19 protein-coding genes are annotated in these 24,075 nt (G+C 70.1%); 7 read left to right on the top strand and 12 right to left on the bottom strand.

Annotated features, from left to right (window positions below):
- Positions 1-2 precede the first annotated feature (2 nt).
- The 6 genes from ACGFNP_RS57080 to ACGFNP_RS57055 all read right to left on the bottom strand — a co-directional run bounded on the left by ACGFNP_RS57080 (position 3) and on the right by ACGFNP_RS57055 (position 4,543).
- On the bottom strand, positions 3-785 hold the full coding sequence (locus tag ACGFNP_RS57080; RefSeq protein WP_393333000.1) for a WXG100 family type VII secretion target: 783 nt from the start codon (positions 783-785) through the stop codon (positions 3-5).
- Positions 782-1,930, bottom strand: a complete 1,149-nt coding sequence (locus ACGFNP_RS57075) for a type VII secretion target (protein ID WP_358329965.1) — start codon at positions 1,928-1,930, stop codon at positions 782-784. Before ACGFNP_RS57075 ends, ACGFNP_RS57080 begins: the two co-directional genes overlap by 4 nt.
- Positions 1,931-1,949: 19 nt before the next feature.
- The gene (locus ACGFNP_RS57070; RefSeq protein ID WP_358329968.1) at positions 1,950-3,362 is read right to left on the bottom strand and encodes a WXG100 family type VII secretion target; all 1,413 of its coding nucleotides are present in this window, start codon (positions 3,360-3,362) and stop codon (positions 1,950-1,952) included.
- Positions 3,362-3,748, bottom strand: coding sequence for a hypothetical protein (locus ACGFNP_RS57065; RefSeq protein ID WP_358329971.1), 387 nt, complete (start codon positions 3,746-3,748; stop codon positions 3,362-3,364). The genes ACGFNP_RS57070 and ACGFNP_RS57065 overlap by 1 nt, the downstream gene beginning before the upstream one ends.
- 99 nt (positions 3,749-3,847) lie before the next feature.
- The gene (locus ACGFNP_RS57060) at positions 3,848-4,162 is read right to left on the bottom strand and encodes a WXG100 family type VII secretion target (RefSeq protein ID WP_358329974.1); all 315 of its coding nucleotides are present in this window, start codon (positions 4,160-4,162) and stop codon (positions 3,848-3,850) included.
- Between the two features lie 30 nt (positions 4,163-4,192).
- The gene (locus ACGFNP_RS57055) at positions 4,193-4,543 is read right to left on the bottom strand and encodes a WXG100 family type VII secretion target (protein ID WP_358329977.1); all 351 of its coding nucleotides are present in this window, start codon (positions 4,541-4,543) and stop codon (positions 4,193-4,195) included.
- Positions 4,544-4,856: 313 nt separating this feature from the next.
- On the opposite strand from ACGFNP_RS57055, the gene ACGFNP_RS57050 reads away from it, so the two are divergent.
- Together ACGFNP_RS57050 and ACGFNP_RS57045 are read left to right on the top strand one after the other, a co-directional pair.
- Positions 4,857-6,359 carry a hypothetical protein gene (locus ACGFNP_RS57050; protein ID WP_393332993.1) on the top strand — a complete coding sequence of 501 codons (1,503 nt, stop codon included), beginning with the start codon at positions 4,857-4,859 and terminating at the stop codon, positions 6,357-6,359.
- Between the two features lie 12 nt (positions 6,360-6,371).
- Entirely contained in the window at positions 6,372-7,106 is a 735-nt protein-coding gene (locus ACGFNP_RS57045; protein ID WP_358329983.1) for a hypothetical protein, read from the top strand.
- 7 nt (positions 7,107-7,113) lie between these two features.
- Here ACGFNP_RS57045 and ACGFNP_RS57040 read toward each other — a convergent pair whose 3' ends face one another.
- Together ACGFNP_RS57040 and eccD are read right to left on the bottom strand one after the other, a co-directional pair.
- Positions 7,114-7,557 (bottom strand): YbaB/EbfC family nucleoid-associated protein, encoded by a 444-nt coding sequence (locus ACGFNP_RS57040; protein ID WP_358030243.1) that lies wholly within the window; start codon positions 7,555-7,557, stop codon positions 7,114-7,116.
- 44 nt (positions 7,558-7,601) lie between these two features.
- On the bottom strand, positions 7,602-9,008 hold the full coding sequence (gene eccD, locus ACGFNP_RS57035; RefSeq protein WP_358329986.1) for a type VII secretion integral membrane protein EccD: 1,407 nt from the start codon (positions 9,006-9,008) through the stop codon (positions 7,602-7,604).
- Positions 9,009-9,213: 205 nt separating this feature from the next.
- On the opposite strand from eccD, the gene eccCa reads away from it, so the two are divergent.
- Together eccCa and ACGFNP_RS57025 are read left to right on the top strand one after the other, a co-directional pair.
- Positions 9,214-13,191: a type VII secretion protein EccCa gene (gene eccCa, locus ACGFNP_RS57030; protein ID WP_358329989.1), complete on the top strand. Its 3,978-nt coding sequence runs from the start codon at positions 9,214-9,216 to the stop codon at positions 13,189-13,191.
- 10 nt (positions 13,192-13,201) lie between these two features.
- Positions 13,202-15,604 (top strand): WD40 repeat domain-containing protein, encoded by a 2,403-nt coding sequence (locus tag ACGFNP_RS57025; protein WP_393332988.1) that lies wholly within the window; start codon positions 13,202-13,204, stop codon positions 15,602-15,604.
- Between the two features lie 62 nt (positions 15,605-15,666).
- On the opposite strand, the gene ACGFNP_RS57020 is transcribed toward ACGFNP_RS57025, so the two are convergent.
- Positions 15,667-20,235 carry a hypothetical protein gene (locus ACGFNP_RS57020; protein ID WP_393332985.1) on the bottom strand — a complete coding sequence of 1,523 codons (4,569 nt, stop codon included), beginning with the start codon at positions 20,233-20,235 and terminating at the stop codon, positions 15,667-15,669.
- A 26-nt stretch (positions 20,236-20,261) separates the two neighbouring features.
- Positions 20,262-20,564, bottom strand: a complete 303-nt coding sequence (locus ACGFNP_RS57015; RefSeq protein WP_358329997.1) for a hypothetical protein — start codon at positions 20,562-20,564, stop codon at positions 20,262-20,264.
- Between the two features lie 87 nt (positions 20,565-20,651).
- On the opposite strand from ACGFNP_RS57015, the gene ACGFNP_RS57010 reads away from it, so the two are divergent.
- Both ACGFNP_RS57010 and ACGFNP_RS57005 read left to right on the top strand, forming a co-directional pair.
- Entirely contained in the window at positions 20,652-20,963 is a 312-nt protein-coding gene (locus ACGFNP_RS57010) for a hypothetical protein (RefSeq protein WP_358330000.1), read from the top strand.
- Positions 20,960-22,123 (top strand): WXG100 family type VII secretion target, encoded by a 1,164-nt coding sequence (locus tag ACGFNP_RS57005; RefSeq protein WP_393332981.1) that lies wholly within the window; start codon positions 20,960-20,962, stop codon positions 22,121-22,123. The genes ACGFNP_RS57010 and ACGFNP_RS57005 overlap by 4 nt, the downstream gene beginning before the upstream one ends.
- Here the strand turns inward: ACGFNP_RS57005 and ACGFNP_RS57000 are convergent.
- Together ACGFNP_RS57000 and ACGFNP_RS56995 are read right to left on the bottom strand one after the other, a co-directional pair.
- Complete coding sequence (locus ACGFNP_RS57000; RefSeq protein ID WP_393332978.1) at positions 22,117-23,016, bottom strand: hypothetical protein; 900 nt, start codon at positions 23,014-23,016, stop codon at positions 22,117-22,119. The two genes, ACGFNP_RS57005 and ACGFNP_RS57000, sit on opposite strands and share 7 nt — an antisense overlap.
- Positions 23,013-23,339 carry a hypothetical protein gene (locus tag ACGFNP_RS56995; RefSeq protein WP_214633410.1) on the bottom strand — a complete coding sequence of 109 codons (327 nt, stop codon included), beginning with the start codon at positions 23,337-23,339 and terminating at the stop codon, positions 23,013-23,015. The genes ACGFNP_RS57000 and ACGFNP_RS56995 overlap by 4 nt, the downstream gene beginning before the upstream one ends.
- A gap of 125 nt (positions 23,340-23,464) precedes the next feature.
- On the opposite strand from ACGFNP_RS56995, the gene ACGFNP_RS56990 reads away from it, so the two are divergent.
- Positions 23,465-23,887 carry a YbaB/EbfC family nucleoid-associated protein gene (locus tag ACGFNP_RS56990; protein ID WP_358330010.1) on the top strand — a complete coding sequence of 141 codons (423 nt, stop codon included), beginning with the start codon at positions 23,465-23,467 and terminating at the stop codon, positions 23,885-23,887.
- The last annotated feature ends 188 nt before the right edge of the window (positions 23,888-24,075 follow it).

The raw sequence follows: 24,075 nt of genomic DNA, 5'->3' as shown, positions 1-24,075 counted from the left end.
GATCAGACGGAGGCGATGTCGCCGGGCACCTTGCCCAGCGACTCGTCCATCTTCACGCCGAGGCCGCCCAGCTTCTCGTCGTACTGCATGCCCGCGTCGGAGAACGGTGGCATGCCGCCCGACTTCATCGCGGTCATCTCGGTGGGGATGGAGGCCTCAAGCCCGGGGAAGAGCTTTCCGGTCATCTCGGTCTGCTGGACGGCCATGTAGAGGACCGTGGAGAGACCTCCGATGATCATGCCGTGCCGGATGAGCAGCTTCTTGACCGCCTGCAGGGTGATGGAGCCCCGCACCGCCGACAGCCCCTCGGCGGCGATCGCGGTCCACGGGGTGGTGCGCATGGCCAGCTTCCACAGGCCCAGGAGGAGCATGCTGCTGCCCACCGCCACGGCCACGAGGGCTCCGTAGTGGTAGGCCTTGGCCGCCACGTCAACGGCCTGCCCCGTGTCGTTGCGGGTGTCCTTGAGTGACTTGACCCCGTTCTTGAAGGCCGTGTGGATGCCCTCGAAGGTGTCGAAGGCCCCGCCCGCCCACTTGCCCGAGGACTTCAGCTGCTTCTTGAGGTGGTCCAGCCCCTGGTCCAGGTCGTCCAGCTCGGACATCAGACCGTCATGGTCGAGACTCCGCCAGGCCTTGGCGCTCCTCGACATCGCCCCGGGGTCCGAGACCATCACGCCAAGCGCGGCGGCGACGTAGAAGGCCCAGGGCTGCAGGATCATCACGGCCCCGGCGGCCGCCTCGCTCGCCGCCAGCTTGTAGAGCGACCCGTCGGACTCGTAGCTCACCTGGAATCCCGTCCGATCACTTCGGGCGCGATCTCATCGTCGCCACCCCAAACACCCTCGTCTTCACCGAGCAGGGCGTTCTCGCGGTCCTTCTCCCGGTCGCCACCGGTCCCGCCGCCGCCCATCGGCATCATGGGCATCATCGGCATCCCGCTCGAACCGTTGATCCCCTTCAGACCGGCCGGCACTGCGCCTGCCGCACCCACACCGGTGCCGGTGCCGAGCGCGGTGCCTATGCCCGTGCCAGTGCCCGTGCCGGTACCCGTCCCGGTGCCCGTTCCCGTCCCTGGGCCGGTCCTGGTGCCGATGCCGGTCGAGTCCGGAGACAGGCTGCTGAGGTCCGGGTTCTTGAGCTGCGGGGTGTTCACCGAGTTGGGGTCGAGCCCGGACAGCGACGTGGTGTCGGGGACCTTGCCGTCGACACCGGGCAGCTTCGAATCGGGCAGCTGCGGCTGACCGTTGAGCGCCGAGTCGATGTCCGGCACCTTCATGTCGGGCTGCTTGATCTGGCTCCCATCAGGAGTCGATGGCAGGTCCGTCTTGGGGAGGTCCGTCGAAGGCAGGTCGGTCTTCGGTAGATCGGTTGAGGGAAGATCCGTCGAGGGCAGGCCGCCATTGGGCAGGCCACCGTTGGGCAGGTTCGTGTCGCCCCCCGGCGGGTTGCCCACACCGGACAGGTCCGGTATGCCGCCGGAATTCGGCAGGCCGGAGCCGCCGGGATTGCCGAGGCCGCCGAGGTTCGGTCCGCCGCCGAGGCTGTTCGGGTCGAAGCCCACGTTCTGGAACTGATTGCCGCTGGCGTCATCCGCCGCCCGGTAGTTGGAGGAGGCCTGCCTGAGCGCGGTCTTCCAGCTCTGCAGCGCCTTGCGTCCCTTCTCGAGCGCGTCCTTCTGCCGTTCGACCGCCTTGTCGTGGACGCTGTTGACGCCGATGCCGATCACCCCGAAATGCGGCCACTGTACGGGGAGGGTGTTCGTCTTGGCCTCCAGCGAGGAGATGACCCCGGCGTGTTCGTCTATCGCCTCGCTGTTGGTGTCGAGCGCGCTGGTCTTGAAGGAGACGCCCGACGCCGTCGGCAACTGCCCGCTGTTCTGCAGCTGCGCGAGTTGAGCCGCCTGGCTGGAGTTCTGCGTTGAGTTGCCCATACCACTCCCCGTAGCGCGATCAGCAGATGACCGGGTCGGTCACGTCGTGCGCAGAGTTCCAATCGTCCTGGTCCGCGGGGAGATAGGTCATTCTCTCGAAGTCCCCCTGGTCCGACGCGCCACCACCACCCATCGGCATGAACGGCATGCCGCCGGACATGCCGTTCCCGGACGTCCGCATCGCCGCCGCGAGCCCTTGGCCCCCCGCGCCCATGCCACCGTTCGGCGAGCCGAGCACCGAGGGGACGCTGGGCGTGCCGGTGGGTGAGAGGACGCCCACCGGGTTGGGGGCGATGGTGCTCACCGGATTGCCGGTCGGGTTGAAAACCGTGGTCGGCGTAGTGGTCGGCGTTGTCGGCGAGTAAGCGGACACCTCGGTCCCGTTCGGGTCCAAGCCGCCCTTGACGTTGTCGCTGCTGGTCTTGTCGTCCTGGCCGAGCACGGGCGGGACCGTCTGGTCCTTTGTGTCGGAACCGCCGGTCTTCGAGGGATCCTGGCTGCCGGTGCCGTCACTCGACGAATCGCCCTGACCGCCGGAGTCGGAGCCGTTCTGGTCGCCGTTGCCGGAGTCCGAGCCCGGCTTGTCGCCGGAGTCGGAGCCGTTCTGGCTGCCGTTGCCGGAGTCCGAGCCCGGCTTGTCACCCGAGCCGGAGCCCGAGGAGTCGCCCGAACCGCTGCCGCGGGAGCCGTCGGAGCCCGTGCCGTTACCCGTGGAGCCCGTGGAACCCGAGCCGCCGGAACCGGAGCCGCCGTCAAACCCGCCGGAGCCACCCGACGACCCGCTTCCACCGGAGCCGGCGTTGATCCCCACGCGGTCCGGGTATCCGGGGTCGCGGTACGTGCCCGTACCGCCCGGGATCGAGACGCCGGGCAGCTCGTAGGAGACGTCGTGCGGAACCTGAACGTTGTAAAGATCGACGATCTTCTTGTTCAGCTCCTGCATCGCCTGCTGGGCCTCGCGGTCCGCGGCGGCCTTCGCGGCCTTCGCGTTGGCGGCGTCGTCCACCATGATCTCGGAGCTGGGAACGTCGCCATCGGAGCTCTTGTTCGTCGAGATGCCCTCGACCTTCGAGATCGTCTCGGGGAGGTAGCTCGCGTACTGGCGCAGGGCGGAGCCCATCATCTCCAGTTTGGTGGACAGCTCGCCGCCTGAGGCGTGCAGCATCTGCAGCGCGTGGCGCGCCTTGCTGGCGTCAGGGCCCTTCCACACGTTGAGGATCTTGCCCGCGTGCTCTTCCAGCGCGTTGACGGCACTCTCGATCGCGCTCGACGCCTTGTCGTACGCGAACCCGGCATCCTCGATCTGGCTGGGCTGGGTGTTCTTCAGCATCGTCAGGATCTCGTCCTTGGACGCCTTGACCTCACCGCCCTCTGGCATCTTGTCGAACGACAGGATGACGACGACATGCCTGCCGCCCTTGCCCTCGGCCATCAGCCCTTGCCCTCATTGGCCTTGTCACCGGCGCCATGGTTGGCGGCGCTCGCCTCGACGGCGGCGATCACGTCCTTGTAGGCGTCGATGAATTCCTGATAAACCTGCGCGAACTTCTTGCCGCCGCTGTTGGCGCCGACAGTCCTGCTGAAGGCACTGGCGTCGTGCCACGTGCCGATCTGCGCCTCGGACAGCTGGCAGTGGTCCAGGATGCCGTTCACGGAACCGTTGGTGTAGCCCTCCGCCGAGCCGGGTCCCGTCATACCGCCGAGGTACGACTTGAGCTCTTCCGCGATCGCTCGCATCTGGGTGGGGGAATGCTCCCGCCCCGGTCCCGAGTCGAACAGATCAGGATCGATGTACAGAGGGTCCTGCTCGCCCTCCATTGCATCCTTCTGAGTCATCCCCAACCCCCATAGACAAAGGAACCCGGCCGGCGCTCAGCGGCACCGGCCGAGGGAGGCACGATCGGCGCGACCGACTGCTTAGTCGGACCAGATGCTGATGTTGCGCCGCTCAGCGGTCTCGTAGTTACCCTTGGCGATGCTGACGGCCTTGGCCGCCTCGAACAGCTGCTTGCCCATCTCAACCTCGAGGTTGTCCCACTGGGCCTTCTTGCCGTCGAAGAACGTCTTCGCCTCACCCTCCCAGTCCGTGCCGAGGGTGGTCCTGACGTCGTTGTAGAGATCGTCCGTCGCCTTGTCCAGCTCGGTGACGATCGACTTGAGCTGCTCGTACGCCGCTTCCATGTTGGGGAAGTGGGCGTAGGTGTAGTCCTCGGGAGTGAAGGTGTCGGCCATGAGTGTCTCCGTCCTAGGTGCTGGGGGGGCTTAGCTCGACGCGTTGATGAGCGAGTCGATACGGCCGGCGCTGCCGGCGCTGTTGAGCCCGCTGGAGATGTCCATGTTCTGCTGCGCGGCGTCGGCGTACACACCAGCGTTGATGTTCAGCTTGTCGTAGATGTCCTCAAGGATCTTGATCACCTGACGGAAGTCAAGGTCCCAGGCGTCGAGCGCCTTGCCGAACTGCTGGGAAGCGCCGCCCTTCCAGCCGGCGGCCATCAGGTCACCCTTGATGGTCTGCACCCTCTGGCGCATGCCCTCGATGTACTGGGCGGTGGTTTCGCACTGGCCGGCAGCCTTGATGAGCTTCGTGGGCGCCGTACCCATAAGTGTGGCCATTGGACCTCCAGGTCAACAAGGTCTGGTTCTGTACGGCGGTGCCGTAGGTCCGGTCAACCCGGGTACCCCCGCAAACAACATCAAATGGCATGCTAGCCCCCATCTGCCCCAGAAATAACAGATACTTAACATAACGGCTAGATCACCGTTAGGCGACTTTTTGGCAAACAAGCAGGTAGACGGCCCGCCGATTTCTGACTGAGTCCGCTGATGGGTGGTCGCGACTTGTCGTAAAAGCTCACAACCTGTACGGCTCAGCAGCCTCACGGATACGCTTTTGCCGCTTCTGTGTTGATTGCTGGGAGGGCGACAGGTGGCCGAATTCGGGACCGTGGGGCGATCGAGCATCGACAGCCTGCTCAACTGGAGCTCTCCCCCGCCGCAGGACGGCCCGAGCGAGGTCCAGGTGGGCACCGCACCCCCGGGCTCGATCGACGGTGGGACGACCGTCCTTGTCTCGGGTGACGTGACCGGGGGCTCTTCACCGGTGAGCCTCCAGGGCGGCGACACCTCTGGTGATCCCGGGAGACTCATCGAGGCCGGCTCGCCCGACACCCAGGCGACCCAGGCGGCCACCGTCGACGACCAGGCGATCCCAGCAGACCAGGCGGGGCCTGCCGTCGACCAGATCCCGCCGGACCAGGCCGGACCCGCCGTCGACCAGATCCCGCCCGATCAGGCGGGCCCGGCCGACGGCCAGGGGGACCCCACGGTGATCGAGTCCGACCAGCTGAGTGTCGGGCCCGAGACGGTGGACGACGTGATCGACGGCGAGCCCGGCTCGGTCGATCCGCAGGCCGCCGAAGGTGATCCCGCGTGGGAGCCCTCAGACGCCGACGAGAGCGCGGACCCGGACGGCACCGACACGTCGGGCGACGCGACCGAGGACCCGAACGACCCGCAGAACCAGGACGACACCGGAAACCAGGACGACCAGAGCGGCACGGACACCGGCGACCAGTCGGACACAGGCGACCAGGGCGACACGTCGGACCCGCAGACCGACCCCGGTAGCGCCGACGGCCAGGAAGACCCCGGCGGCTCCCAGACCGACCCCGCGGACTCCCAGACGGACCCAGGCGGCCAGACCGACCCCAGCGCGCCCGACGGCCAGGACGGCTCGACCGTTCCCGAGACCCCCTCGACGGACCCGTCAGGCGGTGGCGGCGGCACCGAAGACCCCGGCTCCGGCACCCCGGAAACGCCGACCCCGGAAACGCCCACCACGGAAACGCCCACCACGGAGACACCCACTCCGGACCTGCCCACCGCGGAGACTCCCTCCGCGGACACACCCAGCGCCGAGACTCCCGCCGTGGACACACCCAGCGCGGAGACTCCGACCGGGGGCCTGCCCACCGGAGGCGGCGGGGGTGGGGGCGGCGACGACCAGGGCAAAGGCGACAGCAAGGGCAAAGGCAAGGGCGGCGACCAAACCGACAGCAAGGACACCCCCCCAACCGCGAAGGACACCAAGCTCGCGGCAGGCGGCGTAGGCGGCGGCTGGCGCAAGGCCCACCCCGACGTCATGGAGAAGCTCGGCAAGACGATCGGCCCCTCCAAAGACGGCAAGGGCGACACCCCGGGCGACCACCTGGGCGCCGCGGAGGAAACGGCCCGGCACATCGGCATCCCTTTCCCAGGCTTCGGCTTGGTGGGCTCGATGATGTTCAGCTCCGCGTACGGCTCGGCCCGCACGTCGGCCGCCGACTACCTCAAGAGTGCCAAGAACCAATTGGGTGTCTGGGACGAGCAGCTCCGAGAGGGAGCCAACGTCGTCCGAGAGGCCAACGCCAAGAGCACCGCGAAGAAATGACCCGGGGACGACATGGACACTTACCCATATGGGACAAGCCTCTACACCACGGCGATCGGCACCTGCTTCATCGCCGCGGGCCTGCCATCGAACCCCGCGATCCGAACGATCTGCAGGTTCGCCGGGACGCTCATCGGCACGATTCTCTCCAGCCCCGGCGACATCCAAGAAGCGGCCAGAGACACCCGCCACATGACCGCGACGGTCAACAACGCGGCCACGTCCATCGACACCGCCCTCGACACCATCGACTCCGACCACTGGGAGAAGATGGCGCGTCCGGACGTCGACGCCGCGGTGAAGAAGTTCACCACGCAGGCGAAGAACAGCTCGCAAGTCTACGAGGGGCTCGCGGGAGCGCTCGACCAGCTCGCCAAACATTCCTTCCAAGCGGCCGTGGCCAGTATCTCCGTGGCCACGGTCCTGGCCACCCTCTCCGCCCTTAGCGCCGCGGGCAAGCTCTTCCCTCCCACGACGGTGGCGACGGACCTCACCGCCACCGCTTCGAGCGCCGCGGCGCTCGCCGTACTGAGGGCGATCGTGGGCAACAGCAAAGGCGTCTACTTGGCGGCCGCCGGCATCGCCGGGTCGGCGACCATGTTCATGGGCGGCTCCGCGTCGGACATGAGCAAGGCCGTCACCCCCTCGGACCCCAAGAAGATGCCGGCGTTCGAGCAGGTCTACATTCCCAACCTGCCCCAGTTCGGCAAGGACGGCCAGCCCCTCGGCACGAAGAAGGACGTCTAGACGACGGTCAGAGGTCCAGGCGGCGGCGGATACGGTCGAGCTCGCCCATGACGTCTTCGAACGTCCGGTTGTAGGCGGACTCGGCCTCCTTGATCTTGTGCAGGGCGGCCTCGGGGTCATCGACGTACTTCATCGGGTTGTCCTCGTCGCCGAAGGCCTCGCCCATGGCCTCGGTGACCTGCCGCTGCAGGTCCGCGGTCGCGGCCTGGAGCTGCTGCTTGATGAGCTCGGAGAGCTCGCCTGAGCTCAGCCGCATCGCCTTGGGATGCAGCAGGAGGTCGCGCAGCCCCTCGCTGCCGTACGCGATCGTGACGAGGCCGTCGTCGTCCTGGGCCCGGCCGACGATGTCGGTCATGTTCTTCTGGAGCTCTTCGATGCGGGCGAACTGCTCGTCCGCGCCCTTGAGAAGCTTCTCGATGTCGATGTTCGCGAAGTCCCCAAACTCCTGCATCTTCACTCCACTCTCACAAAACTGTTAAATCGCGCAGCAACCTATCACCCGGACAAACCGCGCACCCACGAATAGACCTCGAGAACGCCCAGCGCAAGGGGGAAGAGCTCGACGATCAGGATGACGTCCACGATGTCCGCCGCGCGGCCCCAGAACGGCGACGGCCTGCCCGTGGGCAGCCAGAGGCCGATGCCGACGGCGGTCAGCGCCAGCCACAGCATGACGATCGCCACGGCCACGGCCCCGATGACGCCGGACTTCGGGCCGAGGGTCATCGCCAGCAGGCCGAACGCGGCGAGACCGACGGTGATCAGCCACAGCCGCTGACGGACGCCGCGGAAGACCCGGGCCCGCATCATCAGCGTCAGTCCGAGCGTTCCGGTCATGAGGGAGGCGACCCAGCCGCCGTACGTCGCCAGCAGCACCTCGGAGACCAGCGCCACCAGCCCGACCGCGATGATCATGCCGGTGGCGTAGCGCTGGGCGATGATGGTCCGTTCCTGGATGGCCGCGCTGTCCAGGCGCTGGTTGTCGGCCCGCAACTCCTCCGCGGTGGTGGGCATGGCCGGGAGCGGCACCTTGGCCAGGCGGAACGACAGCGTGGGCACCAGCGGGCTCAACCCCAGCAGGATCGACACCGTCACCGCGGCCACTCCCGCGGGCGGCGGTCCCCACACCATGACCACGGCCGCGCCGATCGCCCCACAGGTCGCGGCGACGGCCGTACCGAGGAATCCCGGCACGCCGTCGGAGATCAGCGCGCCCGCGATGGTCGCCACCAGCGCGGTGCAGGCGAGCGCGGCCAGCAGGTGGGGCGGGCCGACGTTCAGGACGCCGCCGCTGGCCGGTGCGAACAGGCCAGCCATGAAGCCGTACGGCAGCGCCGCGTGCCCGATCAGGGCGCCCGCCAGGGAGTCGCCCACCGCCCTCGACAGGGCCGCGCCCGTGGCCACGACCACCAGCGCCATCAGGCCCGCCACCACCGTGACGACCAGCGGGGACGCTCCGGAGAGCGCCAGGGCGAACGCGCCGACGACCAGCAGCCCGAGCGCGCCGCTCGCGCCCATCAGCCGGGTGTGCTTGGTCTCCCAGGTGCCCGAGGACTTCTTCACCCCGGTCGCGACCACGTCGGCCACGTCGTCGTACAGGGCGGGCGGCAGGATCGCCTCGCGCGGCCTGAGGTAGAGCACCTCGCCGTCGAGTATGCCCAGCGCGCCGAGGCTCTGGCCCAGGTCGAGCGGGGAGCCGCCGAGCCGCTGCAGCGTCCACCCCGGCGCGGCGGCGGACTCGCCGCCCAGTTCGTCCAGGGCGCGCAGCAGTCCGGGCAGGACGTGCGGGAGCGGGATGTCGGCGGGCAGCGCCAGATCGGCCTTGCGCCGCGGTCCCACGATCGTCACATGGCACAGCGGGGGCAGCGGCACGTGCACCTGGGCGAGCGAGCTGACCTGCATGGGTCCCGGCGGGTGCGGGGGGCCCTGCAGGTGCGGCGGACCTGGCAGGCGAGGTGGACCCTGCGGAAACGGTCCCTGAACGGCCGGTCCGTGGACCATCGATCCCATCGCTGGACTCCGTCCCACGAGCATCATGGACAAGAGAGAACATATCGGGTCGCTTCTGGTAAGAAGGTCAGCAACCGATACGGAGGACCATTCCACGGTGAGCATCGTCGTTGTCCGGCGACCCGAACGTCGTCCCAGCCCCAAACCTCCGCGCGGGGAGATCCTGCTCGAATCGCCTCCTGAGATCCCCGAGGTCCAGGGCCAGGGCTTCATGCTGGTGCTCACGTATCTGCCCATGGTGGCGGGCGCCGCCGCGATGGCCCTGATGTTCACCGCGGGCGGCAACTCCAATCCGATCATGTACGTGGCCAGCGGCATGTTCGCGGTCTCCATGGTCGGCATGACGCTGGGGCAGATGGGCCGCCAGGCGGGTGAACGCAAGCACAAGCTCAACGGGGCCCGCCGCGACTACTTCCGCTACCTGTCGCAGGTGCGCAAGAAGGTCAGGCGGGCGGCCAAGCAGCAGCGCGAGGCACTGGAGTGGAGCGGCCCCGAGCCCGACGCGCTCTGGTGGATCGCGATGGGCCCCCGTCTGTGGGAGCGCCGGCCGCGTGACGACGACTTCAGCACGGTACGGCTCGGCACCGGTGTGCAGAAGCTGGCCATCCAGCTCATCCCGCCGGACTCCAAGCCGGTGGAGGACCTCGACGCGCTGTCGGCCGGCGCGCTGCGCAGGTTCGTCCGGGCGCACGCGACGGTGTCGGAGCTGCCGGTGGCCGTGGCGCTGGGCTCGTTCGCGCGCATCAAGCTCAGTGGCGACGCGATGGCCATGCGCGAGCTGGTACGGGCCATGATCGGCCAGATGGCGGTGTTCCACTCGCCGGACGACCTGCGGATCATGGTGTGCGCCGGCCAGGAGTGGATGGGCCACTGGGACTGGGTCAAGTGGCTGCCCCACGCGCTGCACCCCGACGAGGTCGACGCCGCCGGGCCGGTGCGCCTGATGGCCGAGAACATGAGCGAGCTGGACCGCCTGGTGGGCGCCGAGCTCAAGGAGCGGGCCAGGTTCCGGCCCGGCTCACCCGCGGACGCTCTGCCGTACCACGTGCTCATCGTCGACGGCGGGCACGTGCCGCACGACTCGCAGCTCGGCGTCGACGCCATCCAGGGCGTCACGGTGATCGACCTGTCCGGGGCCACCGGGCCGGTGGAGGAGAAGGCCACGCTCCGGCTGGAGATCCAGCCCGACGGCTTCCACATGATCAAGCTCGACCACGCCGGCAAGGAGAACAAGACCCGGCTCGGCAACCCCGACAAGCTCGACTACCTGCGGGTGGAAGGGCTGGCCAGGCAGCTCGCGCCGCTGCGCGCCTCCGCCACCAGCGGCGGCGAGGTCGAGGACGTGCTGTCGGTCAACACCACGCTGACCGACCTGCTCGGCATCGGCGACCCCCTGCGGCTGGACCCGGCGCTGACCTGGCGGCCGCGGGCAGGCCGGAACCGGCTGCGGGTGCCGATCGGCCTCGGCGCCGACGGCCGGATGGTCGAGCTGGACATCAAGGAGTCGGCGCAGGGCGGCATGGGCCCGCACGGCCTGGTCATCGGCGCCACCGGCTCCGGCAAGAGCGAGCTGCTGCGCACGCTGGTGCTCGGCCTCGCCGTCACCCATTCGTCGGAGATCCTGAACTTCGTCCTGGTCGACTTCAAGGGTGGCGCCACCTTCCTCGGGCTCGACACGCTCACCCACGTCTCCGCGGTCATCACCAACCTGGAGGACGAGCTCCCGCTGGTCGACCGCATGTACGACGCGCTGCACGGCGAGATGGTGCGCCGTCAGGAGCTGCTGCGCTCGGCCGGCAACTACGCCTCGCTGCGCGACTACGAGCGGGCCCGCGAGCAGGGCGCCCAACTGGCGCCGATGCCGACGCTCTTCGTGGTGCTGGACGAGTTCAGCGAGCTGCTGTCGGCCAAGCCGGAGTTCATCGAGCTGTTCGTGATGATCGGGCGGCTCGGCCGCTCGCTCGGCGTGCACCTGCTGCTGGCCTCCCAGCGGCTGGAGGAGGGCAGGCTGCGCGGCCTGGACACGCACCTGTCGTACCGGATCGGCCTGCGGACGTTCTCGGCCATGGAGAGCCGCGTCGTGCTCGGCGTGGCCGACGCCTACGAGCTGCCGTCCGCGCCGGGCAACGGCTTCCTCAAGTTCGACACCACCGGCATGACCCGGTTCAAGGCCGCGTACGTGTCCGGCCCCCACCAGGCCGACCCCCGCCTCGCGGCCCCCGAGGGCGACGACAGGACGATCCGCCAGGTCGTGGAGTACGGCCCGGCCTACTCGCCGCTCCCGGTCGTGGAGGAGCCGGCCAAGGAGGTCGCCAGGACGGACGAGGAGAAGGGGCCGCGGAGCAGCCTGCTCGACATCGTCGTGGAGCGGCTGTCCGGGCACGGCCCGGCCGCGCACCGGATCTGGCTGCCGCCGCTCGGCGAGCCGCCGACCCTCGCGCACCTGCTGCCGCCGCTGACCGTCACCCCCGAGCTCGGTCTGTCCACGCCCGGCTGGGAGGGCAGGGGCCGCCTCGCCGGGGTCGTGGGCATCATCGACAAGCCGTTCGAGCAGCGTCGTGACCCGTACTGGCTGGACCTGTCGGGAGCGGCCGGCCACGTCGGCGTCGCGGGCGGCACGCAGAGCGGCAAGAGCAACGTGCTGCGCACGCTGGTGACCAGCATGGCGCTCACGCACACGCCGCGCGAGGTGCAGTTCTACTGCCTGGACTTCGGCGGTGGCGCGCTGGCCGCGCTGGACGGCCTGCCGCACGTCGGCGGCGTGGCCACCCGCATGGACGGGGACCGGGTACGCAGGACCGTCGCGGAGATCGCCACGATCCTCGCGCAGCGCGAGCGCGACTTCGCCGCGCGCGGCATCGACTCGATCAGCACCTACCGCCGGCTCGTGGCCTCGGGAGAGTACGAGGGCGACGGCTGGGGCGACATCTTCCTGCTGATCGACGGCTGGCTGACCATCCGCCAGGAGTACGAGGCGCTGGAGGGGGTCATCACCGACCTCGCCGCCAGAGGGCTCGGGTACGGCATCCACATCATCGCCTCCACCAACAAGTGGTCGGAGTTCCGGGCGGGGATCAGGGACCTGTTCGGCACGCGGCTGGAGTTCAAGCTCGGTGACGCCTACGAGTCGGAGGTCAGCCGCAAGGCGGCGCTGGCCGTACCGGAAGGCGTGCCGGGGCGCGGCCTGACCAAGGAGGGCATGCACTTCCTGTCCGCGCTGCCGCGCATCGACGGGGTGCGCGGTGCCGACGACCTCTCCGCCGGCGTGCGCTCGCTGGTGGAGGTCGTACGGGCCTCCTGGCAGGGTCCCGCCGCCCGCCCGGTGCGACTGCTGCCGGCGATGCTGCCCGCCGCGTCGCTCCCGGAGCCCGCCCTGACCGGGCCGAACCGGATCGCCATCGGCATCGACGAGGCCGCCTTGGCGCCGGTCGCACTCGACTTCGACGTCGACCCGCACTTCATCGTGTTCGGCGACACCGAGTGCGGCAAGTCGAACGTGCTGAAGCTCATCATGGAAGGCCTGGTCGTCAGGAAGACGCCCAAGGAATGCATGATGATCGTGCTGGACTACCGCCGCGCCCTGCTCGACACCGCGGTCACCGACCACCGCATCGGGTACGCGGCCTCCAGCACCGCCGCGGCCGAGCTGATCCAGGACGCCCGCACCGCGCTGCTCAAGCGGCTGCCCCCGGCGGACCTCACGCCGGAACAACTCAGGGAGCGCAGCTGGTGGCAAGGCTCCGACCTGTACATCATCGTGGACGACTACGACCTGGTCGCCACCTCGAACAACCCGCTGGCGCCCCTGGCCGAACTGCTGCCGCAGGCCCGCGACATCGGCCTGCACCTGATCATCTCCCGCCAGATGGGCGGCGCGAGCCGCTCCATGTTCGACCCGGCCGTCCAGCGGCTGAAGGAGATGGCGAGCCCGGCTCTGATCATGTCGGGCAACAAGGACGAGGGCGCGCTGTTCGGCAACGTACGTCCGCAGCAGCTCCCGCCGGGCCGCGGCTTCTACGTGGACAGGAGGTCGGGCGCGCGCCTGATCCAGACGGCGTTCCTGGACACGCCGTAGGTTGTCGGCCGTGTCACATGTGCGCTACCGGCTGACCGGCACGTCCTTCCCCGGCACCGTGGACCTGACGGTCTCGGCCGACGGGCGGGCCCGGCTGGAGCATGCGCGGGCGAGCGGCGTCCGGGCCTGGACGGCCGAGCTGGACCCAGTCGTGTGGCCGTGGCTGCTGGACGCGCTGCGCGCTTCGGGCTTCCCCGATGTGGCGGCGCCCGCGCCGGTGCCGGGCTCCACGCTGCGCGAGGTGAGCGTGGTGGTCACCGACAGGGGCGCCGAAGCCACCCCGGAAAGCGGGCACGGCGCGGACGCCGCAGACGGCACGGACGGCGGGGTTGGCCAGCTGGCCGGGTCGGTGCTGTTCGGCTGGCACCACGGCGGCGAGCTGGGGCTGGAGCGGGTGCTGCGGATACTCGACGCGCTGGTGCACCAGGTCGGCAACGGTGCTGTCAGGGAGACGGCGAACGAGCTGCCGAGGCTGGCCCACCGCTCCGCGCCGGACCCCACGCTGCCACCGCCCGATCCCGGCTCACCGGCCGCCGCCGCCTTCGGCACCGTGGGCGGGCGGCCCGCCTACGCGCTGTCCCGTCCCGGCCGTACCTTCGCCCTGTACGGCCTGCCGTACGAGGAGGAACTGGGCGCCGCCACCGTCACCGACGCGCACACACGGGCGATCGCGCTCGGCACGGCGGGTGGCCGGGAGATCGTCGCCACCGGCGGCGACGACCTGGTCATCAGGGTCTGGGACACCGGCACCGGGCAGCAGCTCCACGCCGAGGCGGGCCACGACGGCCCGGTTCTGGCGGTGGCCGCGGCCGGCGGGCTGATCTACACCGGCGGCGCCGACGGCGTGCTGCGCGTCTGGGACGCCGCGGGATCGCTGGGCTCACTGGCGGATCGGCACGAAGGCGCGATCAACGCGGTGCGCGCCTACGGCACGCTCCTGGTCACCGGCTCCGACGACGGGATGGTACGGCTCACCGACCTGTCGAACGGCCGCACCCTGCACTCGCTGCCCGGCCACGGGGGCTGGGTGAACGCGGTCGCCGCCGGTGCCGGGCTCGTCGCATCGGCGGGCGCTGACCGGCTCATCCGGATCTGGGACGCCGGCACCGGGCATGAGCTACGCGCCCTGGAGGGTCACGAGGCGAGCGTGACCGGCCTGGCCTTCCTCACTGTGTCGGGACGGCCGGCCCTGGCGTCCTGCGCACTCGACGGCCGGGTGACCATCCACGACCCGCACACCGGCACGCTCCTGGCGGGATGGCGGTCCGGCGACTGGGCCGCCGGCATCGCCACCGTGCCAAAACCGCCGATCGGGATCCCCGGGGCCGAAGGGGCCGCCGGGCTTGCGACCATCGGGGCCGACGCAGCGCCGGAGCGGCTGGCCACCGCGGAGGACGGCGTAGCGCCGGAGTGGCTGGTCACCGCGGAGGACGGCGCAGCGCCGGAGCGGCTGGTCACCGTAGGTGACGGGGTCCGGGTCTGGACGGTCGACGGCACGCTGCTGCGGGAGCTCACCGACGCCGTCGCGGATGCGGTCGCCACCGATGGGACGCTCCTGGCCGCCGGCTCCCCCGACGGCGCGTTGCGGGTCTGGCGTCTGGCCGACGGCGACCTCCGGCCCGTGGCATCCGCGGACGACGGCGCCACCGCACCCAGCGACAGCATCCCCGCCGCCCCCACAGACGGCCTCACCGCCGCCTCCACAGACGGCGGCATCACGAGCCTGGCCTTCGACGGTGGCAGCCTGGTCTGCGGCACCGACGGCGGCACCGTCCGCGTACACGATCCCATGAGCGGTGTGGTCGCGGTGCCGACCCCGCACACCGGCCAGGTGCTCGCGCTCGCCCTCGACGGCGACCTGCTGGTCTCCGGCGGCATGGACGGCACGGTCAGGACCTGGGACGCGATCTCGGGCCGCCCGCTGCGCCGCCTGGCCGCACACACGGCGGGCGTCACGTGTGTGGCAACCGGCCGGTCCGGTGACCGGGTCGTGATCGCGTCGAGCGGGTACGACCGGGTGGTCAGGACCTGGGAGGCGGCGACGGGCCGGCCGCTGTCGGCCGTGTACGGGCACTCGCTGCCGGTGTACGCGCTGGCGTTCGGCACGCTCGGCGGCCGGGCGGTGCTCGCCTCCGGCAGCTATGACGGGCTGGTACCCGTGCGGGACACCGAGACGGGCGAGGACGTCGTGGTGCTCGGCGGCAACCCGGGCACGGTCCGGTGCCTGCGCTTCCTCGGCGGCGATGTGCTGGCGGTGGGCTGCGACGACGGCACCGTACGGCTATGGCGTCTGCCGGACGGCGAGCAGGTCGGCGAGACCCGGCTGGGCGACGTCCCGCTCGCCCTGTCCGACGACCTGTACGCGGTGACCCAGAACGGGCTGAGCCGCCTGACGCCCCCAAAACCGCAGTGACCCAGAACGGGCCGAGCCGCCCCACGCCCGCTTGCGCGGTTAGGGAACTGGGCCTCGGCCGTCTACTGTGGGCCGAGCACGTCGTCCATGCCCAGCTGATCGAGGACCTTGAGCGCCAGATCGACGTATGACGCCTCGTAGAGGAAGTCGAACGGCCTACCGCCAGGTGCCTCGTCAAGGTGTCCGATCGTGACACCACGGCGTGCCGTCGGCACGAACTCCACCCGGACGAGCAGCGCCGAGCCGTCCGGCATCACGTACCTGCCGTCGACGAGCCGGCTGAGACCTGCCCGCACGCGCCTGCCGAAGTAGCCCAGGTCCGCCCGCGACATGTCGGAACGGTAGGCGAACTTGACGGTGTACTCGGTAACGCGTCGTACCACTCCGTCTTTCGGTTTGAGGGTCAGGTCGCGACGCTCGATGGCCGCGACCCCCGGATCACGTGCCCCCATGTTCACCGGCTGGACCTGCCTGCGCGCGGCCACCAGCTCGGCCGCGCCGAAGGTGTGCGGCTTCCCCCCGTGCGGCGTGGCCCCCCAGTCGGTGACCGCCTCGCTCACCCTTCGCGCGTCCCATGCCGCCTGCCTGCGCGCGGCTACGGCGTCCGCCTTGGGAGCCGCTTCGGTCGAGGCGGCCTCGGCCGTCCGCGGTGGGCCGAGCACGTCGTCCATCCCCAGCTGATCGAGGACCTTGAGCGCCAGATCGACGCGTGACGCCTCGTGGGGGAAGTCGAACGGCCTGCTGCCAGGTGCCTCGTCGCGGTGTCCGATCGTGACACCGCGGCGTTCCGCCGGCTCGAACTCCGCGCGGACGAGCAGCGTCGAGCCGTCCGGCAGCACGTACCTGCCGTTGACGAACTGGTCGAGACCTGCCCGCACGCGCGTGCCAAGGTGACCCAGCGGCGACGTGTCGGAACGGTAGGCGAACCTGACGGTGTACTCCGTGACGGGCCGTATCGCTCCGTCGCGTGCCTTGACGGTCAGGTCGCGACGCTCGATGGCCGCGACCCCCGGGTCACGTGCCTCCATGTTCACCGGATGGGCCCGCTTGCGCGCGGCCACCAGCTCGGCCGGGCTGAAGGTGTGCGGCTTCCCCCCGTGCGGCGTGGCCCCCCAGTCGGTGACCGCCTCGCCCACCCTTCGCGCGTCCCATACCGGCCCCTTGCTGTGCGGGTACTCCCCAGGAGCCTTGGGTGGCCCGGCGGCCTGCCCGGCTCCCTGGTCGTCGTGCAGCTGCTCCACGAGCGCGCCGAAGTGGTCGCCGCCGTACGCTAGGCCCTGCCACTCTCCCGCCTGCTTGGCCCTCAGCTCGGCGGTGACGCGGACGTAGTCGGGCGATCCGTCGGCCAGGACGGGCGAGCGCTCCGCAGCCTCGCTGAACAAGGTAGCGGCGCGGCGGACGCCGGCCTCGCTGGGTGGCTCGCCAAAGAACTCTCCGGCCGCCCTCTGCATGACCTGCTGTCCCGTCTCGCCCGGGTGTGGCCGCCCGTCGGTGTAGGCGAACCACTCGCGCAGCCTCGACAGGCCCTCGATCGTCCTCGCGTCGGCATGACCGTGCCCCAGCACCGCCTCGCTCCGCGCCCTGACCCAGGCCCCGTCGAGCGGTCCCGCGTCCGGCTTCCAGCCGAGGAAGGTCACCAGGCCGGACAGGCGGCGCAGATCTCGTACCGTCACGGCATCGGGGGCGGCGCCGTAGAGCGAGTGGGCGGTGTCCAGGAGCGCGCGGACGTAGTCGATATGGCGCTGGGTGAGCCGATCGCCGAACAGGGCGTAGGCGCGATCCAGTACCCGCACGTGGTCGATCAGGTCGCCGTCCTGATGCGGGAATTTGACGAGCAGGTCTCTCAGGTGGTCGGACAGGCGCAGCTGTTCCGGCGTGTACGCGGGCCGCGTCCACTCGTCGGCCGGCTGCCGGAACCCGGCCTCCCCCTCGACGAACCGCTGCGACGCGGGCACCAGGTCGTCGAAGTGCACCAGGTGGTGGTCGCGCAGCGCGGCCACCGGCGGGACTTCGTGGCCCGCGTGGTCCAGCAGCACGTCGCCGTCCACTTTCACACGGACCGCGTCGCCCATCAGATTGTCGCCCGGCTCCATGTGCCGGTCCGTGAGCGTCCGGCGGCCCCGCTCCGGGGGTTCGAGGTACTCGTCCGCCAGCCCGAGGTGGTGCCCCATCTCGTGGGCGTGGATGTGCCCGTCGTTGTCCGCGTACCAGGTCACCATGTCGGCGCGACCACCGGCGGCGCGGAAGGTCACCACCTCCAGATCGCCGGGCTGCGCGTTACGCACTTCCTGGAACTCCAGCCGGACGTGCAGCTGGCTGCCGTCGCGGAGCCGGTGCTGGTGGTTGTAGTACCGGTCCACGCCGTCGAGCGCGTTGGACTTGAGTTGCGCGACCTGTTCGGACGTCATGCCCTTCTCGGCGACGTACTTGATCTTGACCGTGAACTCGGTCACCGTCCGGACCTCGTCGCCGCGGATCGCGAAACGGCGTGCCTCCACGCGAGCGCTGGCATCGAGCACCGGACGCTGCGGGTTGCGGCCCTCGACCACCCACGGATCCGCGTTCTTCCTGAGGTGGGCCCATTCGCTCGCTCTGAGCGCCTGCCGCGGGTCTATGCAATTGGACAGCACACCCCGGAGCTTGGCCAAGACGGACTCGCCGTTGACCGGCAGGAGCGGAGTGCGGTAGTCGGGTTCGAACTCGTAACTGCGGACCGGGCGCGCCCGCATACGGTCGCCAGGGTCGCCGGTCGACGAGGACCGCTCCGGCGGGACGGCGTCCGGCGCGCGAGGCGGTGTGGTTCCCTCGAACGTCCGGGGCCGCTCCCCGAACACCGGGCCCGCCGCCCGCGGCTCCACGATGACGGACCCGTGGGGTGCGTCCAGCACCGACACCGTGCCGCTCGCGTTCTCCGCGATCTTCTCGAAGGCGTATTTGACGTCGGCATACCAGTCCGCGTGGCCGCGGAACTCCGCCCGCAGCGCCTCGATGCGGGTCCGCAGCGTCTCGACGTCGCTCTTGCTGAGCGGGTTGGGCCCCCAGTCGGGCAGCTCGCCCTTGTCGCGGAAGAAGTGGCGGACGAAGGGGCTGTTCGTGTCGGGCAGCCGCCCGGTGAAGGTCTTGTCGCCGTCGATGCCCCTGACGATGCCGTCGTGGCCGGCCAGGAAGTCGTGCGCGGCGCGGCCCGGGGAGAAGCGGTCGTGGTTGCCGGTCAGCGCGTCGAGCAGGCCGAGCAGGATCCCCTCACGGGTGTTGTGCAGCCGCGACAGGTGCCACTTGCCGTCCGGCCCGCGCTGGGCCGGCACGTGCTCACCGTCGACCCAGTCGATGAGCAGGTGGCGTTCGCCGGTGATGTGGGTCGCGGCGACCTCGGCGCCGACCGTGCGGCCGAGCCGCGAGTTGAGATGCTCGCGGTCTCGCCGGTCCGTCCCGGAGAACTCCTTCTCGACGGCGTGCGTGCCGTCGGCCAGCCTGGCCTTCTCCAGCTTCACGGTCTCGCCGCCGGCGCCGGGCAGCGGCTCGCGCGCCACCACGCCGCGGGAGGCGCTCTCGCCGAACTCCGCGTGGTTCCTGAGCGGGGTGGGTCCGGGCTCGCCCGGGCGCGACCAGTTGATCAGCTCGTCGATGCTGCGCTGGGTGGTGTTCGACCCCTCGTACGGGTGCGGCCGGGCGTCCTCGCCGCCGGACAGCACACCAGGCTCGCCGGCGTCGGCGAGTCTTGTGCGACCGTTCCCGTCCAGGCCATCGAGCCCGGTGCCGTCCCGAGGGCCGCCGTCCCGAGGGCCCGGGTCGTCGGCGCGCGTGTGCCCGTCCGCCGGTCTGGGTCCCGCGTGGCCGCCGTCCGGGCTCCAGCTCGCCCAGTGCGCGTCGGCACCGCCGACCACGCCCGACGTCATGCCCTTCAGCACCAGCGTCCAGTCGACCGGTCCGTCACCGCTCCACAACTCCGTGCCCAGCACGGCACCGGCGTTCGCCACTCCCGACTGGCCCATCAGCATCCACAGCGAGCGCGTCGGGAACGCCCATGCCAGCCCGGTCAGCAACCCCCCGGTCAACGCTCCGGTGGCCGCCGACGACCCCACCTGCCGCCAGTCGATCTCGTCCCGGCGCGACTGCGTCAGCTGGACCAGGAGGTCCATCCCGCCGAGCAACCCGCCGAACAGCGCGATGTTGATCAGTAACCGGCGGGCGAACTGGCGTACCGTCCATCGAGCCGCCTGGGCGCGTACCCCCATCAGCCGCAACGCCAGCCCACCCGCCGGCGACGCCAGCGCCCACATCAGCCACGCCAGCTGCACCACCAGCAGCAGTACGGCCAGCCGCATCATCCGCTTGGTGAACTCGAGCTGCACCCCCAGCTCGTTGCACGCGAACGCCAGGTCCACCAGGGACCGCACCAGGGCCGCCTGGCGGCCGCCCACGTCCTTGGACACCCGCTTACGGAACGCCCGGAGTGCCGCTCCGTCCCACCCCTCGGCGCCCAGCCGTACGCCGTCGCGGTCCGCTCCGGCGGCCACGTCGCGGGCCGCCTTCACCAGCCCGTCGGCGAGCCGGAACAGACCGCCTTCCCGCCCCTTGGGCCAGTCGGTGCCCAGCACCCAGCCCGCCCACGGACGGGCCCACTCGGGCACCGGTATCCCATCAAGCAGCACGCGAGTCAGCCCTGAGAGTCGATCTCAGCGGCCTCGTATCCCTTGGCGTTGACGCGCATCCCGTCGCCGACACCTTCCAGCTCGTCGATGTAGTCGTCGAAAGCCTTGAAGACGCCCTTCGTCCGGAGGGGGAAGCTCTTCTCGAACTCCGCGCCGTACTGGTCGTCCCCCATGGGCCGTCCCTCGGCGGCGAACACGTCACGCAGTTCGTCACGGACCATGCGCACGTGCTCGGCCTCCTCCTTCGCGGTTACGGCCCCATGCCGGATATTTGCCCATTGCGCAGAGTAGCCGCCTTCCTGTCCCAAGCGTTTCTCCTTCCTCAAGGACATCTCAGATAACTGTCCACTATGCTCATGTTTCGTGCACTTCGCAGCAAGGTGTCTGGGGGTCCGATGAGCGGCTGGGTCGACGTGCACTTCCAGGCGCTCGAAGAATGCGGAAAACGGGCCCGCAAGGTGGCGAACATGCTCGATCTGGACGACGCGTTCGAGGGCACCAAGTCCTCCGCACCGACCGGGCAGACCTCGTCGAAGACGTTCGGCGCCCTCAAGGACTCCGGCGACCTGGCCACGGACGTCGACAAGGTGTGGCGGGCGCTCAAGGAAGAGCTGCAGGCGGGCAAGAGCCGGCTGAACAGTGTCGAGAAGGCCATCGACCAGGTGGAGACCAACTTGCGCAAGGCGGCGAAGGCCTCCGGCGGATGAGCGGGGTCAGCGACCTGCCCGGTGGTGACCGGCTCGCCGCGCTCCTCGCGAAAGTGACCGGGAATCCGCAGGCGATCAGGAACACCGCCGGCGCCTGGCGGGCGGCGGCCGGTCACGTCACCAGGTCGACCAGCTCTCTGACCAAGGCGGTCGGCGAGGTGGACAAGGCGTGGCAGGGCGGCTCGGCCGACGCCTTCACCAAGTACATGAACGCCTACCCGCGGGCGAGCACCGACCTCAACGAAGCGCTGACGGCCTGCGCCGACGCTCTCGACAAGGCGGCCACCTCCCTGGAGGACGCCCACGGCAAGGTCAACACGCTCTGCCAGGACGCGGTCGAGCGCGCGGCAACGTACAAGAGCCAGTACGCGAAGCTGAATCCCAAGGCCACGTCCCAGGATGCCGACGCCGCGCTCGCCCGTACGACGATCGTCAGCGGCAACGTCACGCAGGCCGAGAGCCTGGTCGAGAAGGCCGAAGGCGACCTTGAGGACGCCAAGAAGGCGCTGGCCAAGCAGCTCGGCGCGGATGCCGGGTTCGGCTTCTTCACCAAGGTCCCCCCGCCGGACGGGGCCGACTTCGAGGCGGGCGACCACAAGGTCGAGTGGGTCAGGACGCCGTTCGACGACAAGCGCACCACGCTGGAGTCGGCGGCCGCCGCCGGTGGCAGCGACGGCGGCGGCGCGAGCGGCGGCGCCGGCTACGCCTACAGCGGCGGCGTCTCCTCGGCCGGCAACGCCCCCGCGCCCAAGGCCGAGGTCGTGAACTGGATCAAGGAGGCCCTCCGGGTCATCAAGTCGCCGGAGATGGCCGCGGAGCTGCGGAAGAGAGGCCTGCTGGACAAGCTCCAGGACCTCGACCCGAACGACCCCAAGGCCATCCAGCGGATCTGGACCGTCATCTACCACGAGTCCGGCGGCAACCCGAGCGCCATCAACAACTGGGACATCAACGCCAAGAACGGCGTGCCGTCACAGGGACTGATGCAGACCATCCCACCCACGTTCGACCACAACAGCCTGCCGGGATACAAGCAGATCCTGGAGCCGGTGGACAACATCATCGCCGGGGTCCTGTACACGTACGACCGGTACGGATCGCTCGCGAACCACCCGGGCATCAAGTCGGTGGAGCAGGGCGGCCCGTACCGGCCCTACTGAGAAGTCGTCTGCTCGGGCTCCACCCAGTCGAACTTCTCATAGCCCTTGGGCAGGTCGCCGGGCTTGTCCGGCGCCTGGAACGACGGGAACTCCTTCGCGTTGATGGTCGCCTGCTCGAAGTTCACCTCGGCGGCGCCGCTCGGCTTGATGTAGCCGAACTGGTGCTCCTTCTTGATCACGGTGGACATGATGTCTCCCGCGCCACGCAGACCCGACACCAGCGTCAAGGTCAGCACGGCCACCGCGCCGTTGGTTCCGGAGGCGACGAACTTCTCCAGCAGGCCGCCATACAGCCTGGTGTGCGGAAACGCCTGCAGTCGCTTGGCGAACAGCAGCAAGGTGAGCGTGGTCACGCCCAGCGTGGCCAGTTTGACCCAGTAGCTGCGGTACCCGGCGGCCACCTCGTCGACCATCCCACCCACGTCGCCGAGCACGCCGCGCAGCGCGCCGATCTCCCGGTGGAAGATCCACACGACCCGCTCGAACTCCTGCTGGTCGAGGGCGATCCAGCCGCTCCGCGACGTGGCGACGAGCTGGGGCAGCAGTTGCTTGACCCCGTCGTCGAGCCGGCCCGCGATGCCGTTCTTCCAGTTCGTGGCCGCCTGCGCCATGCCCGGCTCGTTGGCGATGGCCGTGCCCGCGACGACCACGGCGGGGACGAGCCAGGCCGAGATCCGGCCCAGCCTCTTCAGCGACTCCAGCACCTTGGGCCCGATCGGCTCCGGCATCGTCGGAGGCGGCCCGAAGGTGGGCGGCTTGTAGGGGTTATAGGCGCCGTGTGAGGTGGGCGAGTTGTAGCCGGGATACCTGTAGGGCGAGTAGCCGGTGTTCGCGGTGGGGGGCGTGTTGTAGGCGGGATGCGAGTAGTTGCGCAGGTTCCCGTAGTCGCTCATTTGCGATACCTCACGGCGCTCTGCTTCTCGGCCGCGCGCCAGTTACGCTCCCCGATGCCGAGCGCCCCCACCCAGCTGTCCACTGTCTCCTCCGCCTGGCCCAGTGTGCTGTCGGCCCAGCGGCACATGCCGTCGTAGGTGCCGCCCAGCACCATTTCCCCGAGTACGCCGAAGCCCGGAGCCTCGACCCCGACCGTGCCGACGAGGCTCCTGACGAAGGAGATCGCCGCCTTCAGCTCGTCGTCGACCCGATCGCGCGTGTGACCGATGGCCGTGGAGGTGACGTAGATCTCCTGCCCCGGCGCAACCGCTTTCGTCGTCATATGTACGAATTCTTCCCGATGGCGTCCCTTACCTCCCTGTTTGCACGGCACTCTTAATGATCAGTTAGACGATTGGACGGCTGCCGATGGCTGTTCGTTAACCTGCTGCCGATGCCGTGGAACGCATGGATTCCAGTGACCCCCGCCTCGACGAGCTCGACCGGCTCGTACAGGCCAGCGAACGGACGATGCGCGAGCTCGAACAGGCCACGCGGGAGCTACGTCAGGTGACCGGATCGGGCGAGAGCCGCGGCGGAACGGTGTCCGCGCGGGTGGACGCCGACAGCAAACTCGTCGAGGTGCGGATCACCCATCGGGCCATGCGGCTGGAACCGGAAGAGCTGGGCCGCGACGTGGTCGAGGCCGTACGCGCCGCTCAGGAAGACCACGAGCGGCAGGCCCGCGAACTGCTCGGGCTGCCGCTCGGCGTCGAGGATCCGCTGGGCACGTTCAAGCGCGACCTGGACGAGCTGCAGGACGCCTACGCCAGGGAGACCGGCGAACGGCTCGAAGGGATGCGCCGCACGCAGCGCGCCTGGGAGGACTGAGCGCCAACGACGGGGGGGGGGGGGGGGGGGGGGGGGGGGGGGGGGGCCCCCCCGGGGGGGGGGGGGGGGGGGGGGGGGGGGGGGCGCCCCCCCCGCGGCGCCCATCCGGAGGCGGCGTCCCGGGCGGCGCGGCTGACCTCCGAGGCGGGCCGGACCGTGGCGCGGCGGCTGGCCGACGGCGGCCTGCC

The sequence above is a fragment of the Nonomuraea sp. NPDC049269 genome, from assembly GCF_043197155.1.
Classification (GTDB): domain Bacteria; phylum Actinomycetota; class Actinomycetes; order Streptosporangiales; family Streptosporangiaceae; genus Nonomuraea.
Note: the sequence above shows the minus strand (reverse complement) of the source record. Positions and strands in the feature narration are given on the sequence as shown.

Excerpts from the sequence above, each read along its gene's own strand:
- ACGFNP_RS57005 (WP_393332981.1), top strand. The coding sequence starts at position 20,960 with ATGAGCGGGGTCAGCGACCTGCCCGGTGGTGACCGGCTCGCCGCGCTC.
- ACGFNP_RS57065 (WP_358329971.1), bottom strand. The coding sequence starts at position 3,748 with ATGGAGGGCGAGCAGGACCCTCTGTACATCGATCCTGATCTGTTCGAC.
- ACGFNP_RS57040 (WP_358030243.1), bottom strand. The coding sequence starts at position 7,557 with ATGCAGGAGTTTGGGGACTTCGCGAACATCGACATCGAGAAGCTTCTC.
- ACGFNP_RS57055 (WP_358329977.1), bottom strand. The coding sequence starts at position 4,543 with ATGGCCACACTTATGGGTACGGCGCCCACGAAGCTCATCAAGGCTGCC.
- ACGFNP_RS57010 (WP_358330000.1), top strand. The coding sequence starts at position 20,652 with ATGAGCGGCTGGGTCGACGTGCACTTCCAGGCGCTCGAAGAATGCGGA.
- ACGFNP_RS56995 (WP_214633410.1), bottom strand. The coding sequence starts at position 23,339 with ATGACGACGAAAGCGGTTGCGCCGGGGCAGGAGATCTACGTCACCTCC.
- ACGFNP_RS57045 (WP_358329983.1), top strand. The coding sequence starts at position 6,372 with ATGGACACTTACCCATATGGGACAAGCCTCTACACCACGGCGATCGGC.
- ACGFNP_RS56990 (WP_358330010.1), top strand. The coding sequence starts at position 23,465 with ATGGATTCCAGTGACCCCCGCCTCGACGAGCTCGACCGGCTCGTACAG.
- ACGFNP_RS57070 (WP_358329968.1), bottom strand. The coding sequence starts at position 3,362 with ATGGCCGAGGGCAAGGGCGGCAGGCATGTCGTCGTCATCCTGTCGTTC.
- eccD (WP_358329986.1), bottom strand. The coding sequence starts at position 9,008 with ATGCAGGTCAGCTCGCTCGCCCAGGTGCACGTGCCGCTGCCCCCGCTG.
- ACGFNP_RS57000 (WP_393332978.1), bottom strand. The coding sequence starts at position 23,016 with ATGAGCGACTACGGGAACCTGCGCAACTACTCGCATCCCGCCTACAAC.
- ACGFNP_RS57060 (WP_358329974.1), bottom strand. The coding sequence starts at position 4,162 with ATGGCCGACACCTTCACTCCCGAGGACTACACCTACGCCCACTTCCCC.
- ACGFNP_RS57075 (WP_358329965.1), bottom strand. The coding sequence starts at position 1,930 with ATGGGCAACTCAACGCAGAACTCCAGCCAGGCGGCTCAACTCGCGCAG.